This is a genomic window from Cellulomonas endophytica, assembly GCF_004123805.1.
In the GTDB taxonomy this organism is placed as follows: Bacteria; Actinomycetota; Actinomycetes; order Actinomycetales; family Cellulomonadaceae; genus Cellulomonas; species Cellulomonas endophytica.
Genome location: NZ_RWJX01000002.1, coordinates 43,924 through 57,442 on the forward strand (window position 1 = coordinate 43,924; position 13,519 = coordinate 57,442).

11 protein-coding genes are annotated in these 13,519 nt (G+C 68.3%); all 11 read right to left on the bottom strand.

What is annotated here, in order from left to right:
• Nucleotides 1-6: 6 nt before the first annotated feature.
• Nucleotides 7-1,671: a nuclease-related domain-containing DEAD/DEAH box helicase gene (locus EJA20_RS00960; RefSeq protein WP_129336309.1), complete on the bottom strand. Its 1,665-nt coding sequence runs from the start codon at nucleotides 1,669-1,671 to the stop codon at nucleotides 7-9.
• A 270-nt stretch (nucleotides 1,672-1,941) separates the two neighbouring features.
• Nucleotides 1,942-2,295, bottom strand: a complete 354-nt coding sequence (locus EJA20_RS18975) for a hypothetical protein (RefSeq protein WP_205687294.1) — start codon at nucleotides 2,293-2,295, stop codon at nucleotides 1,942-1,944.
• Between the two features lie 16 nt (nucleotides 2,296-2,311).
• On the bottom strand, nucleotides 2,312-3,217 hold the full coding sequence (locus EJA20_RS00970) for a hypothetical protein (RefSeq protein WP_129336310.1): 906 nt from the start codon (nucleotides 3,215-3,217) through the stop codon (nucleotides 2,312-2,314).
• Entirely contained in the window at nucleotides 3,214-3,942 is a 729-nt protein-coding gene (locus EJA20_RS00975; protein ID WP_129336311.1) for a DUF6308 family protein, read from the bottom strand. The genes EJA20_RS00970 and EJA20_RS00975 overlap by 4 nt, the downstream gene beginning before the upstream one ends.
• 114 nt (nucleotides 3,943-4,056) lie before the next feature.
• Entirely contained in the window at nucleotides 4,057-5,316 is a 1,260-nt protein-coding gene (locus tag EJA20_RS00980) for a hypothetical protein (RefSeq protein WP_129336312.1), read from the bottom strand.
• A 484-nt stretch (nucleotides 5,317-5,800) separates the two neighbouring features.
• Complete coding sequence (locus tag EJA20_RS00985; RefSeq protein WP_129336313.1) at nucleotides 5,801-6,889, bottom strand: hypothetical protein; 1,089 nt, start codon at nucleotides 6,887-6,889, stop codon at nucleotides 5,801-5,803.
• Nucleotides 6,882-7,964: a hypothetical protein gene (locus EJA20_RS00990; RefSeq protein ID WP_129336314.1), complete on the bottom strand. Its 1,083-nt coding sequence runs from the start codon at nucleotides 7,962-7,964 to the stop codon at nucleotides 6,882-6,884. Before EJA20_RS00990 ends, EJA20_RS00985 begins: the two co-directional genes overlap by 8 nt.
• Before the next feature lie 471 nt (nucleotides 7,965-8,435).
• Nucleotides 8,436-8,720 carry a hypothetical protein gene (locus tag EJA20_RS00995; RefSeq protein WP_129336315.1) on the bottom strand — a complete coding sequence of 95 codons (285 nt, stop codon included), beginning with the start codon at nucleotides 8,718-8,720 and terminating at the stop codon, nucleotides 8,436-8,438.
• Nucleotides 8,717-9,583 carry a hypothetical protein gene (locus EJA20_RS01000; RefSeq protein ID WP_129336316.1) on the bottom strand — a complete coding sequence of 289 codons (867 nt, stop codon included), beginning with the start codon at nucleotides 9,581-9,583 and terminating at the stop codon, nucleotides 8,717-8,719. The genes EJA20_RS00995 and EJA20_RS01000 overlap by 4 nt, the downstream gene beginning before the upstream one ends.
• Before the next feature lie 2 nt (nucleotides 9,584-9,585).
• Nucleotides 9,586-10,644 (bottom strand): hypothetical protein, encoded by a 1,059-nt coding sequence (locus EJA20_RS01005; protein WP_129336317.1) that lies wholly within the window; start codon nucleotides 10,642-10,644, stop codon nucleotides 9,586-9,588.
• Between the two features lie 40 nt (nucleotides 10,645-10,684).
• Nucleotides 10,685-13,510 (bottom strand): Z1 domain-containing protein, encoded by a 2,826-nt coding sequence (locus EJA20_RS01010; protein ID WP_164983782.1) that lies wholly within the window; start codon nucleotides 13,508-13,510, stop codon nucleotides 10,685-10,687.
• Between the last annotated feature and the right edge of the window lie 9 nt (nucleotides 13,511-13,519).

Genomic DNA, 13,519 nt, shown 5'->3' on the forward strand with positions numbered 1-13,519 from the left:
GGGCCGTCAGTCGTCGTCGTCCCCCTCGACGGACCACGACGACGCATGCCGCAGCCGTGACCGCACGCCGTCACCGCCGATCCGCTCCACCTCGCCCCGTGGCCCGACGAGCACCAGCAGCACCCGGGCCCGCGACAGCCCGGTGTAGAGCATCGACCGCGCCCTCCCGGAGTCGCGGAAACCGTTGGCGACGAGCACCACGACCGTGCGCTCCAACCCCTTGAACCCCAGCACGTGCCCGTAGAACACGTCCTCGCCCGCGAAGAACCGGTCCCAGTAGACCGCGTGCCCGCCCATCTCCACGGCGTTGACCTGCTCCGGGTGCCGCCGCCCCGTGGTCAGCAGCGCGATCTGGCCCGGCTGCCACCCCTCGTCCAGCAGCGCGTCGACGACCCGATCGGCCGTGGTGACCGCCCCGTCGGCCGGCACGTCCACCAGCCGTACGGGCGCTCCGGCCGCTCCGCGCGGCTTGACCGTCGAGGTCCCGAACGAGCCGAAGCACTGCGCGATCTGCTTCGTCGAGCGCAGGTTCTCGTCCAACCGCACCGGCGGCAGCGTGATCGGCGCCGACCCGTCACGGTCGAAGATGCGCTGGTCCTCGTCCATGAACACCCACAGCCCACCGGCCTCCCGGTCGCGCAGGCACCGCACCAGCGAGGGCCACCACAGCGCTGAGAAGTCCTGCGCCTCGTCGACCACGACGCAGTCGAAGCGCTCCGCCTCGTCGCGCGCGTCCGCCAGCTCGGCGAGCTGCAACGGCAGGCGGCGCTCGAAGTAGTCGGCGTCGTCGTCGCTGCCCGGCGCCGCGCCCCACTGCAGTGGCAGGTCGTGGAACAGCCCGACGAACGCCGGCCGCTGCTTGGGCGGCCACGTGGCGGTGATGCGCTCCAGGTACCGCCCCAGGCCCCTGGAATAGCAGACCAGGGCCACCCGCTCCCCCGCCGCCGCACGCCGCCGCGCCTGCTCCAGCGCCAGCCACGTCTTCCCGCTCCCCGCGCCGCCGATGATCCGCAGCCGGTCGAAGCTCCGCAGATGGTCCAACATCCGCGCCTGGTCGCGCGTCATCTGCTCGACGCGGTCCTCGATCTGTGCGGCACTGGCCAGTACCTCCACCTGCGAGGGGAACGCGCCGCCCAGGAAGTCCACGAGCGGAGCCACGTCATCGGCCGCCAAGTGCGCGTGCCCGGTGCCGTGCACGTCGATCGCGCGCTTCACGTGCGCCGCCAGCTGGTCCAGGTCCTCGCGACCCACCACCGTGCCGGCCGGCGAACCCGCCGACGCCCACCCGTGGGGCACGACCGTGTGCGGCAGCACGACGAGGTCGGCCGTCCGCGCCCTCCAGGCGTGGAGGCCGTGCTGACGCAGCAGGTCGTGCAACGTGTGCCGGGCCCGTCGCGCCTGGAAGACCGGGTCGATCTCGTACGCCCTGGTCCCGCTGCCCTGCACCCACTGCCCGTCGCGCCGGCTCACGTGCCCACCCTTGACCTCCACGACGCACAGCCCTAGGTCCGGCCAAGCGACCAGCGCGTCGATCTCCCGCTCGTCGGGCCCGTCGAGCAGCAGCAGGTTGACGAACACCACGACGTCGTCGGGGAGCTGGTCGCGCAGCGCCTCCCATACGGCGCGCTCGGCACCACCGTCGGTCGCCCCGTGGTCAGGCTCGGGCGGCATCAGGCGTCCCATCAGCGCGTCCGGCTGCAGACGTCGCAGAGGAGCCTCACCGCCCTCCGCCTGGCTTGCGGTTGGCGAAGGGACGTCGGCCATGCGCGACGACGAACTGCTCGACGAGTCGTGCCTCCACCTCGGCGGACCGCTGGCCTGGAGTGACCCGCCACGCGACCAGCACGTCTGTGCTGTCGGCGAGCTGCCAGACGAAGCGCCCGCCCCAGTGCCCTACGGGTGACCCTTCGCCGAACCTGCGGTACTCGTCCAACCGCTTGCTCAGGCCACGCCGACCCGACGCACCCGCCCCGCTTTGCCGATGTACAGCACCGCGGAATCGGTCCACGCCGCCCGCAGCATGTCGACCGGCACTGTCGGGTCCTGGCCCTTGAACCATACGGCCGGGCTGACAGCCCGGAACGATGGCGGCTCCACGGACGGCCGGACGACGACGTAGACGCCCTCCTCTGCCGGTACGTCGGCAGCCGGCAGCTCGGAGAACCGCACGAACCCGTGGAAGCCGGCGTCCCCGAGTCCGCCGCGATCCCAGCGCGAGACGACGACGTCGTCCGACGCGCTGGTCGAGGTAGCGCCGAGGTCCGCGTGGCCGAAGGTGCCGCTCTCACTGCTCATGCCCGGCGATGCCTCATCAGGCCCGTACCGCGCCATTGAGACCGTCGAGCACCTGCTGAGGTGAGATCCGCCCCGCCACGAGTTCCCTGAGCAGCGCGAGCGACGCGGGGTAAGCGCCGGCGAACGTCTTGGGTGCTGTCGAGCCTGTCGGGTGCCAGAGGTAGACCACCAGCCGCTTGCGGCCGGCGAGGTCGAGGACCGCCATGTGGTCGCGCTCTTGCCAGGCACCGGATGTGGAGAAGCCAAAGGTGGACGGCAACGACCACGCCTCCGCAGCTCGCGCCCGTGCCTTGGCCCCGAGCACGACGACGAGCGGCGCCGGGCAGTGGGCCAGCACCCGATCCAGGTGCAGCGGCGCGCAGAGGCTCGACGCGGAGGCCACGCCCTTCTCGCCCTTCGACTTGCAGTGGACCACCTCGGTCATCACGTAATCGATGACCGGCGACGCGTCCTGACCGACCAGCTCGGCCGCTCGGCGGCGCACGTTGTTCCAGAACGCGACCCTTTTCGGTGACCCTGACCCGTCGTTCCTCCGGAAGCGCCCCGACGCCGAGGCGAATCCATCCCCGGCGTCGAACGCCTGGTCCGGAACGAATCGCTCGCTCACGAACTCGACGAGGCGTGCGTCGGGCCAGCTCGCGGTCGGATACCTCTCGACGACATTTCCGCTCTGCCCGTCGCCGGCCTCGCTGATGGACGGGTTCGACGAGACGAACGCGATGCGCGCCTGCTGGAGGTTGCCGGCCCACGCCTCAGGGACCTGGAAGCGGTCGGGACTCGGGGACTGCAGCTGCACGATGGCGCGGCAGGGGTGCGACGACCTCACGCGAGCGCGGTCGATCTCAGGGCAGCGAGCGACGGCGAGCGCTGCCTGCTCGATCGTCGGGGAGCGCGTCGGGAGCACCGGCTCCACCGGGTTCATCTGCTCTCCTCCTGCGGCGGTACGAGGCCTGCTTCTCGGGCTGCGTCGGCGGAGCGGCTAGGGTGCCGGCCGTGCATCCAGAGCACGACGTCGAGCACGCGGAGCGGCGTGACAACCACCGGAAGGGCGACATCACGGCGCAAGACCTCGAGGTGCTCATGGAGGGACATGCCGGTACCGCCGTCGCCTGCGACCCTGGTGTTGAGCAGGTCCCGGACGCCTCGCCAGTGCCCCTTGCTGTCGCTCATGCCGAGGACCGACCCGACGACGCTGTCCCACACGGGGATCAGCCGCGGCCGCTTGCGGGCGAGGAGCTTGCTCGTCGTCACCGGGCCGAGCCCGTGCTCGGCCCTGAGCGTCCTCCACAGCCGTGCGGCTGGCGACGGGTCCTCGATGAGTGCATCAGGAGCCACCACGAGGTCGACATCCCACGGGATCTGTGCCAAGAGAGACGCGAAGGCGTCCTGCCGAGCCTCGAGCAGGGCGATCGCCGCTCGTGCGGACACCTCCACCGACAGCATCGACACGGCAACGAGGTCCTCGGCGGTGAAGACGTCCCGGACGGCCGGGTCCGTCCACGGTCGGCCGAAGGTCTCGAAGTGAGCGCCGGTGAAGCTGAGCGCGCCCTGCCCGAAGAAGTAGTCGCGGAGATGCCGTCGCCCCACATCGGCCCACCGTGGTTCCAGCACCCACGGCACTACCGGGTGGTCCGTCGTCTCCCCCATGTGTACATCCCCTCGTGGTCGGTCCGTCGCACCAGAGACCGGTGCCCGTGTGCAGAGCAACATGCGCAGGCCGCGGCTGGATCTGACACCGAGCCGTCAGCGACGCTGCAGTTCTCAGCTCTCGTTCCCCAGATCCGGCGCCTTGCCCTTGTCGCGCAGCCGTGTAAGCCGGGCGCCGATGCCGGACGACGCCTTGCCGCCGACCGCGCGAGCCCGCCCGAGTGCCTCAGCACCGAGGTTCTTCGCCGCGTCGAAGCCGTCCGCGCCCCGGTCGAGCGCGTCGTCGCGCATCTCGGCCGCGGCATCCCTCCACCGCCGCGCCTCGACCGACTCGCGGCCGTCCGTGATGCCGAGCGCCTCGTGGAGGGCCACGACAGAGTCGCCGATGCGGTTGCTCGTGCGGACGACGACGTGCGACTTGCCGGGGTGCAGCAGCACCTTCGCATTCGCCGTCCCTGCAGCCGCATCGATCCGGGAGAGGAGCCGCTGCGTGGTCTGCTCGATCACCGCCAACCGCTTGGCCCGGGCAGTACGCACCCCGACGCGGTGCCGTTCGAGCTCGTCGGCGGCCGACGAACCCAGGACGCGGTCGAGCTCGAGCACCGACACGGCGTCCTGGAGCTGGAAGCACCGCGCCAGGACGGCCAACCACTCCTGGACCGACGCCTCGGCGTCGCCGCCGGACTTCACGAGCTCGCCGACCTTCTCCTTCCCCTCCATCCGCTGCGCGATGCCGTCGAGCTGACGGAGCGCGTAACCCTGCGTCCGCGCGATCGTGCCCGAGGCGTCCTGGACCTTCGACCAGGTGACGTCCGAGACCCCGCCGACCGCCTCGCGGATCGCCATCGCCTCGTCGATCACCAGTTCGACACCGATCATGTCCGCCAGGACGGCGTCCTTCTGCCCGCGAAGGATGTCGTCCACCTTCTCGTCGATGGTGGCGAGGTAGTCGTTCACCTCGTCCATCGCCTGCTGCATCGCCATCTGCGTCATGAGCCCGCCGACGCTCGTCAGCGCGGCCGGATTGAGCGCGAGCGCCCCGGGCGCCTTCGCGAACTCGAGGACGTGCTTGATCTGCCCCTTGTCCGTGAGGATGGCGCGCACGACCCCGGACTCAGAACCGGACATGAGCTGGAGCTTCTTGGCGAGCTCAGCCGACTCCTTCGTGAGCTTGACCCACCGCCCCGAGTTCTCGGCCATCACACCGCCCGCCTGCGCGACGGCCCCAACGACGGCCGACGCCTTCCCCAGCCGCGACAGCCCGAGGTCCCGAGACGCCCACCCGTGGGAGTCGATGAAGGCCTCCACGGCGGCTCCATCGCCGATGACTGCTACTCCGTCGTCGTCGCGGACGAGCTGGATCTCGGCATCCATGGTGGAACTCCTGACGAAGGATCGGCGACATCCGCCGGTCGTGCATGGTCATCCTGAGCGAGGCTGCGCCCGATTGGGCCGGATAGCGCGGGTGACTTCGACGCGTGCGCTAGCTGTAGAGGCCTGCGGGCCGAACCATCCCGGCGTCGACGAGCAGCGCTCCGTCGCCGATCGCGGCCGCGAGCGCCCCTCGAGCCGCGCGCGACCCTTGGCGGCCAGCCTGCTGGCACCGAACTCCCGCGACACCTCCCGCAACAGGTCGTCGCGGCCGATCCCGTGCGCCCGACGCGCCACGACGAGCAGTGCCGCACGCAGCTCCTCGTATGGCACGTCGGTCACTCGCGCACGCCGAAGCCCGGCACGCGGTGCTCGTCCCACGTCGACGTGTCCTGCCCCGGCGCCCACGCCACCAGGTCCCCGTTCGCCGACGTCCTCAGCCGCTCCCAAGCTCTGGCTCACGCAACAACTCGAAGAGGCGTGGAGGCTAGACCAACGCACGTCGCACCCTGAGCAACTCGTCCACCAGGGACGCGGCGTCGCTCTGCAGGGTTATTTCCGAGCCGAGTCGGACAGCTCGAAGACGATCGATCAGCACCGTACTCACGTCGCTAGGCGCGTACCAATCGTCACCCGAGCCGCGGAAGTAGTGCGGTATGTAGATAACAACCTGCGGGTCGACCTTCAGGTGGAGCAACTGCCGCCACCGCATCGGCGAGGCCTCGTACTGCTTACCGTCCCACTTCTTCCCACACGCGCATTGACCGAAGTAAGCCGGTACCGCACCCGCTGAGTCGTTGAAGGCGTACCACGCAACTATGTCGAGACCGTGGTCTCCGGAGTCGGAGGGGTGGAACTCCGACCGAGTCGCCATGACCGTCGTCTCAAGTTCTCTTGCGAGCGCTTCGAGCTTATCGAAGGCACCTCCCGCGAAACGACCTTCCTCGCTGGTGCCGAAAATCTCGACGTTGAAGTTCGGAGTCAGCCTCTCCTGCACTTGCTTAGACACGCGCTCAAAGGACTTTGTCAATCGCGATCGAGTCGCCGCTGTACTATAGTTCAAAGTAGAACAAGCCAAGTAGAACAGGTACAGGCGGCCACTGGCTGAGGCTGGCTCTACGAACTTTATGCGCATGAGTTCGCGCTCAACCCGGAAGGGGTAGTCCGCGGATAACGAGCGCTCGCGACGTGCTAGGAGCGCAAAAAGGTTCCGGCACCACACGACGCGCTCCTCAGAGAGCTCCGCTTCTCTCCCGAAGTGAGGCAAGGCCTCATCATCCTCCTCGTCCTCGACTGAGCCCCTGTCGACGTCCTCCGGGGCCGCGCTCGGGAATAGATCGAGCGCGTCCGGTTCGACCACGACTCCAGAGAGTTGATCTACAACGTCCGCAAGATCTCCATCGAGCGCATCCTTTGACAGCGATCCGAAGTCGGCCGAGAATTCGAGCAAATTGCTCAAGCGATCGGCACTGAATGAGCGCTCCGGATCAGTCATGCAGAGCAGTTCGAGAAAGTCGGCAAGGTAGTACAACTCCTTCTGCGCCGGCGGCGTAGACAACGCCTCGACCTCAAGCATCTGCAATAGCCTTCCGTCGCAAGCGACGGGCCGCGATCAGTTGCATCTGCTCCACGAGGTTCAGAATTCGCTCCAGATCAGCCATGACGATATCGTCGATCTCGACCTCGTGGAGCGTCGCCTGCGCTGCGACGAGCCGCTCACCCGCTAGTTTCAGATTGCGACCTAGAACGTCTCTTGGACTGATCGCTGCAAGTGCCGCCTGCTCGACCGCCTCGCCGCGCTCGAGTGCTTGGACGCCCGACGGTTCGCTTACTGCTGCAGCGAGAAGTCGCATGTTTCGGCTGTCGCCGAGTTGGGTCCTCCCAAGAACCGGCCGCTCGACGAACAGCCACTCTGCCACGTCCTTCAGATGGCTTCGATTAACACCCCCAAAACCAACCTCGTCGAGGGTCTCAACCTCGAGATACTTCACGATCGATGCATAATTCAGAGCGAGCGTGAAGAGAGAGAAGGATACTTCTATACTCTTCAGCGAATCTATGCGACGGATCTCTTCGTGCAACGCGAGGGCGCCGAGCAACCTCCGGACGTAATCTTGCCTGCTGCCGATCAGGCGAGCGATGTACCGGTATACTTCGTCACCTCGCGCGCTCTTATGGGCATTGTACAATTCAGCGAGATAGCGCGCCTTCGCGACCGGTTCCCATTGCTTGATGCCCGTGATGTGTCTATAGCCAAGGTAATCAAGGACATCCGAGCGGTCGCCGAAGATCGCGCATGGCAGCGCGGCCAACTGCTCTCTTGAAGTCACTTCCTCTGCCATGCCTCGAACCGCCGCCTTGCGTCGAGGCGCGCGGTCGGGCTCGAGAAGCAGCATAACTGCGGCGAGCCTCCTGTTGCCCTCGAGCACAATCCAACCAGACCCTCCCTCGGCTGCGGTCACCAGAAGGGGCTCAGCAGGGAAAAATCCCTTCGCGGCTATCGAGCCCATCAACTCCACGAGGCCTGCGTCCTCGAGCATCCAATCCAACACGGCCTGATCGTCCCTAGCATCAACATGCGGAGGGATTCTCGGGTTTTCCGGATCGAATCGCAGATCATCTACGGACACCATCAAGATTTCGTTGCTCATCACCGCTCCTGTCGCCGCCGCCGTCGCCCGCACGCAGCATAGCCCTCGGCATGCCGGCGTGAGTGACTGATCCACACACCTGTATTGCAGAGAGGCTCCGTACGGCCAGAGGTAATTGTGCGACCTTGTGCTGCTTTGGGCACACTCGTGGGCGGCGGCAGACCCCGCCCTACAAGACTATGCAACGCGACCACCGTCACGTTCCGTAGACGACCATCCGCCTCGCGTGCAGGACATTCGGCCTCCAACGAACGACTGTCACCACTCGAGTCGCCGGTCGTCGCCTACTCGTTCAGCATCCTGCGCGCGGTTACTGGGTCATCGTGGAAAGGTCACCGTCTGGGTGGGTTGGTCGCCTACCGCCAGGCGCACCCTCGATTCCTTGCGTCCAGCAATGAGTGGTTGGTTGCCGTCAAAGCATCGGAACAGACGCCACGCGTATTGGCGGGACGCGGTCCTCGTGCGCGCGTATCAGGCGCTGAAGAATGACACTGCTGCCTCGATGGCTCGGAGCCCCTCCAGCGTCACCGTTCCACCGCGGCTTTCGCAAGTCGCCGACCACACCTCCCCCGTGCTCTCGACGATGGCCCTCGCGAGCTCGGGCTTGGTGAGACCGCCATCCAGGCCCAGGCCCAGGACGTCGTTGACGAGCAGGAAGATCTCCTTCGGCTCGGTCGACCCGGTAGACATCTTCGGTGCGGGGACGCCCAGGCGGTCGGCGATCTGGGACACGAGGTCCCGCTTCGTGGTCCTCACTGCACGACCATGCTCATGTGCTCCTCGAGCCGGCTCAGGACCTCGTTGTTCCAGGCTGGCGCACCGACGACCTCCTGCTGCCCGCACAGCTCGGCGAGCCGCAACCGCTCGACGACCATGCCGCGCAGCGCGAGCTGCTCCCACAGCCGATCGTCCGCGATCGTCTGCGGAACGACGAGCGCGGTCACGGGGTCGACGTCCATGGTCAGCCAGCTCGCCCAGACCCGCGGCTCGACATCAGAGGCCTTGCTGATGAGCTCGGCTTGGAGGGTGCACTGGGCAAGGACCACGGGAAAGCCGGACCGGCCGTCGGCGAACGGCCGCCAGGCGACGACGTCGACCCCGCCATCCTTCCGGATCGGCGGGCGGTACCCGGTCCCCGCCGGCACGCCGAGGAGGTCGGCAAGCCACTTGATGGCGGCCGGGAACGACTGAGGCCGACCTACCTCAGAGGGCCAGCCGAACCGGACGGCTCGTCCTACGTCGCCCCAGACACGAGCGAGGGCCTGCTCGGCGAGCTGCTCGAAGAGCACCTCCATCTCCCGGGCGGCCGTCGTCGACATGGTCGCGCGCGCGACAGACCCAGCGGACATGAGCACCAGGCTCGCGTAGACCGAGCGGCGCGCGTCAGGCCTCGCTCGCAACGCGAAGTCGTTGACCACGAACGGGTACGCCGCGCCGAGCACGTCGGCGCGGCGACGGAGTGCACGCGTTGCAAGCGCCACCTGCGCCGAGCCGGTGCCGATCTCGTCCTGCGCCAGGCGTTCCAGCTCGTCGTACGCCAGCGGCCGGGTACCGCGCACCAGGAGCGCGGTCTCGACCCAGTCGGCTACCTGCTCGCGTCCCCTGACCTCGATGTCCATCGTCAGCCGGGGGTTGCCGCGAGTTCGTCGAGGGCTGTCCGCAACGACTCCACGAGCGTCTCGAGATCGGCGACCATCGCACGGACCTCCTGGTCCGAGGCGAAGTCTGCGATGTCTGCGGTCGCCGCGGACAGGGAGCTCTTCGCGGCGCCGAGCCGCCTCTGGAGCCTGTCGCGCGGGTCCATCCCCGTCTGCTGCACCTTCTCCTTCGCCGTCTCCAGGTCGGCACCTGAACGCAGCGCCTGCAGCCCGACGTCGCTGGCGACCACGTTGCCGAGCTGGCTGATCTGCCGTGAGTCGGTGATGACGGGCTCGCTGCTCTCGTTCCCGAAGGTCCAGCTCAGCAGCTCGGCGAGGTGGTCCACCTTGTCGGCCGGCACCGGCGCCTCGTTCACATCCATGCGGGAACCCAAGGGGGCGCCTAGGTGGTCTCGCAGCTTCGTGTTGCCCATGGCGAGGGTCAAGAGCGAGAACGCCTTCTCCACCTCAGACGTCTCGATCCCGATCGTCTGGGCCTGCTGCACGACGGCGTAGTCCCGGAAGAGGTCGGCGGCCTTGCTCTTCGACACGCCGATCAGCTCGGCCACCTCGGCGAGCGACCGACCCTCTTTCACGCGCGCGTCGATGTACCGCGCCTGCATGTAAGGCGACCACGCGCGCTTGCCCACGATGTGCGCACGAGCCACCTGCCCGTGCGTCTCGTCGCGGGAAGCATGCACGACGACGGGCACCAGGGTGTCGACGTGCAGCCCGGCCTTCGCGCCAAGTGCCTCCCACGGCGCAGGCTCGGCGAACGCAGCCCGGATGCTCGGGACCGCGAGGCCGAGGAGGGCCGTCAGTCGGCGGTTGCCTTCGACGACGACGAGCGTCCCGGCCTCCTCGCCGGGCACCGCGAGGAGCGGCTCTGCCTGGAAGTAGCCGCTGTCGGCGAGCGACTGCGCGATCTGGAACGCGTCGAAACCCATCTCGAGGAGCACGGCCAGGTCCTCCTGGGAGTCCCTCCGGTGACCCTCCGGGATGCGGGGGTTGTCCCGGTCCAGACGCAGGTCCTTGATCGCCACCCACCGGGTCTCCCCTTGCCGGACGGCCGTGCTCGTCGTCTCAATCATCGCTCATCTTTCTGGTGATGGTTCGTGTGCCCAGGTGCAGGGCCAGGGTCAACAGCGAGTGCGACGGCGCCTCGCCACGCCGATAGACGTGGTGGACCTGGACCGCCACCCGGTCGGGGTCCAGCTCTATCCCCGGCGTGGCGCGGTCCCCGGCGTAGGAGGGGGTGCCTACCTGCGGCCGGGGGTCCTTGCCTTGGAAGAGGTTGACGAAGCCCACCTGCTCGTCCCAGCGCCTCGCCCGCGGGTCGCCCTTCTCGTCCATGAGGAGGACCGGCACCAGGGTCCTGGCGGGCACGTTGCGCTCCAGGTGCTGCACGAGGTCGTCACGGCGCCAACCAGGGCTGTAGCTCTCGACCACCCACGGCTTCAGGAGGCCGCTCAGCAGCTCCTCGAGGGGCACCTCGACCGTTCGGAACGCGAGCCGGCCGTACGGGACGAGCGGCGCGTCGAGGAGCCCGGTGGCTCGCACCCGCGCCTCGTTGTTCTTCTTGTCGACCTCGTCGAACGACGGTCGCCGGAGGCTGTGCCAGCCAGCGGGTTGGGTGGACAGTGCCGTGACGACAGCGTCGCGCGTCGGCTTCATGCCCTCAGGCAGGAGAAGCCCGACGTCCTGTGCCCACGTGTGGACCGATCCCCCTGCGTCGACGTGGTCCTGCAGCTGTGCGCGTAGGTCGTACTCCGTGTACACGATGTCGCGGAACGAGCGGACGGTCCTGCGAGAGGCGAAGAACTGGCAGTACGGAAGGAGCTTCGACCGGTACCCGAAGGCTCGCGCCCGCTGCTCCAGTGTGTCGACCTGCACGCTCGCCGGCCTGTTCATGTAGGTGACGGTCAGCCCCTCCACCGTGAAGCCTCGATCAAGCTTGTTGCCGCCGACGAGCACGTGGACCGGCGAGACGGTCCAGTCGACCTTCGTCAGGTCGCTCGCGGAGTTGACCAGCCACAGGTTGCACTCGCGCACCGCGACCCGCAGACGGACGAGCAGGGCGTCGTCGTCGACGGCCTCCGCGCCTGAGCCGACCAGGCGCTGTCGTTCGTCGGAGAACACGTCCGGCACGTCGGCGAAGGACGTCGCCTGTTCGACATCGGCACGCCATGCCTTCAGCTGGCGCTGCAGCAGGAAGTGGTAGCGCTGCTGGACGTCGTTGCGAGCGGTCGAGTGCACGAGCATCGAGAAGGGGGCATCGGCGGCACCGTTCTCCATCAACGTCGCGACTCCGACCAGGAAGCAGGCGAAGGCCTTCTCCAAGCTCTTCGGCAGCGCCAGCGGCGGGCTCTTGGTCGCCTGCTCCTCGAGCACCGGGACGTCGCGGACGACCCTGTCAGCGTGGTCGACGAAGAACTCCCGACCTCCCGTGTAGCCCGGACCCGGCTGCAGGAAGACGACCTTGTCGGGATGGAGGAGGTCGGCCGAGTCGAGCATGAGCGGCCCGTACGGTGTCGCCGTGTACTGCACGTACAAGTGGTTGGGAACGGCTTCGCGCAACGACTTGATCGACTCGTAGGTGCGGCTCTCGGCGGCGCTGCCCAAGGTGTTGAGCGACGCCTGGTCAGCCTCGTCGTCGACCACGATCGTCGGGACGTCGAGAGCGAGGGACTTCAAGGCGTCGGCGAGCGCCGCGATCCGGCCGGCGTGCTTCAGCACGGGGACGATGACGACCCGGCCCCGGTCGAGGTGCGTGGCGAGGCGTTTGGCACCGGCTGGGCCCGAGAGGTTGGGCTCGCTCACCCAGACGTAGTCCTGTCGGCGCCCGATCCCCAGCGCCTCTTCCACGCGGCCACGGTTCTGGTCCAGCAGCAGGTTGGTCGAGCCGAGGACCGCGATCGCGATGCGGTAGCCGGCGTCCGCGGCCGCCGCCAGCAGCGCGATGATCGAGGTCGTCTTCCCCGACTGGACGAGGCCCAGGGCGAGGCACGTGGAACCGGGTGTTCCCGCAGCCAGCGGGCCGGCCTCGAGGACCTCGCGCGCGGATTCCCAGATGCTCGTCCGCGTCGCGTCGTCGATCTTGCTGGCCAGCGCCTGGTCGACACGTACCGCCTCAGCACCTAGCTCGGCCACGCTCTGCCCCGTCTCCCTCATGTACAAGAACGTTGTCTGCTTGACGGCGCTCCAGGCGCCGTACCGGTTGCGGAGCGTCCCGCCCGACGGCGCGTCGCTGCCGTGGACCGCACGCCACGCTTCGTACCCGCTGAACGACCCGCTCGAGCCGGGGGCCCGCAGGTAGTCCGCCACCCAGTCCAAGAGCTCCGTGTCCGTCCACCGGGACTGGTAGTCGTCCCGGGGTGCTCTGACCGGTTCGACGCCGGCCGCCTCGCAGGCCGCAGAGAACGACCCGTAGACCTGCCCGATCCGCACGGCCGACGGGCCCTGGACCTCCCCGACTCTCAGCAGGTCGTCGTAGGCCGTCGAGCTCAAGGGCCACTCGAACGTCGCCGCATCGACGAGTGCCTGCATGGTCTGGTCATGGCTCCAACGTGGAGAGACCCAGGGTTGGGGACGGACCAGGAGCCGGCGGACGTCGTCAGGCAGGAGTCGCCGGACCTCGTCGACGGGCAGGGCGACCCGATCGGCGACCTCCTCCACCGTAGTGCCGGGGTGCGCGAGGACGTCTGCACGAAGGTCTCGCACTGCTCGAGCGTCGCGGCGCTGCGCCTCGGCCGCTCGCGCCTGGCGCGCCTCCGACGACGAGACGCCGCCACGCTTCGTCAAGATCTGGCGCACGGCTTCGCGCGTCAGGCCGAAACCGTCGCCGATCTCCTGGAGCGTGCTGCCCGACGCGCGCATGGCGACGATCTGCGCGTCGCGGTCGCCCGTCAAGTGCCTAGC

Coding starts and splice junctions, on each gene's coding strand:
- EJA20_RS00960 (WP_129336309.1), bottom strand. CDS start 1,671: ATGCCGCCCGAGCCTGACCACGGGGCGACCGACGGTGGTGCCGAGCGC.
- EJA20_RS18975 (WP_205687294.1), bottom strand. CDS start 2,295: ATGAGCAGTGAGAGCGGCACCTTCGGCCACGCGGACCTCGGCGCTACC.
- EJA20_RS00970 (WP_129336310.1), bottom strand. CDS start 3,217: ATGAACCCGGTGGAGCCGGTGCTCCCGACGCGCTCCCCGACGATCGAG.
- EJA20_RS00975 (WP_129336311.1), bottom strand. CDS start 3,942: ATGGGGGAGACGACGGACCACCCGGTAGTGCCGTGGGTGCTGGAACCA.
- EJA20_RS00980 (WP_129336312.1), bottom strand. CDS start 5,316: ATGGATGCCGAGATCCAGCTCGTCCGCGACGACGACGGAGTAGCAGTC.
- EJA20_RS00985 (WP_129336313.1), bottom strand. CDS start 6,889: ATGCTTGAGGTCGAGGCGTTGTCTACGCCGCCGGCGCAGAAGGAGTTG.
- EJA20_RS00990 (WP_129336314.1), bottom strand. CDS start 7,964: ATGAGCAACGAAATCTTGATGGTGTCCGTAGATGATCTGCGATTCGAT.
- EJA20_RS01000 (WP_129336316.1), bottom strand. CDS start 9,583: ATGGACATCGAGGTCAGGGGACGCGAGCAGGTAGCCGACTGGGTCGAG.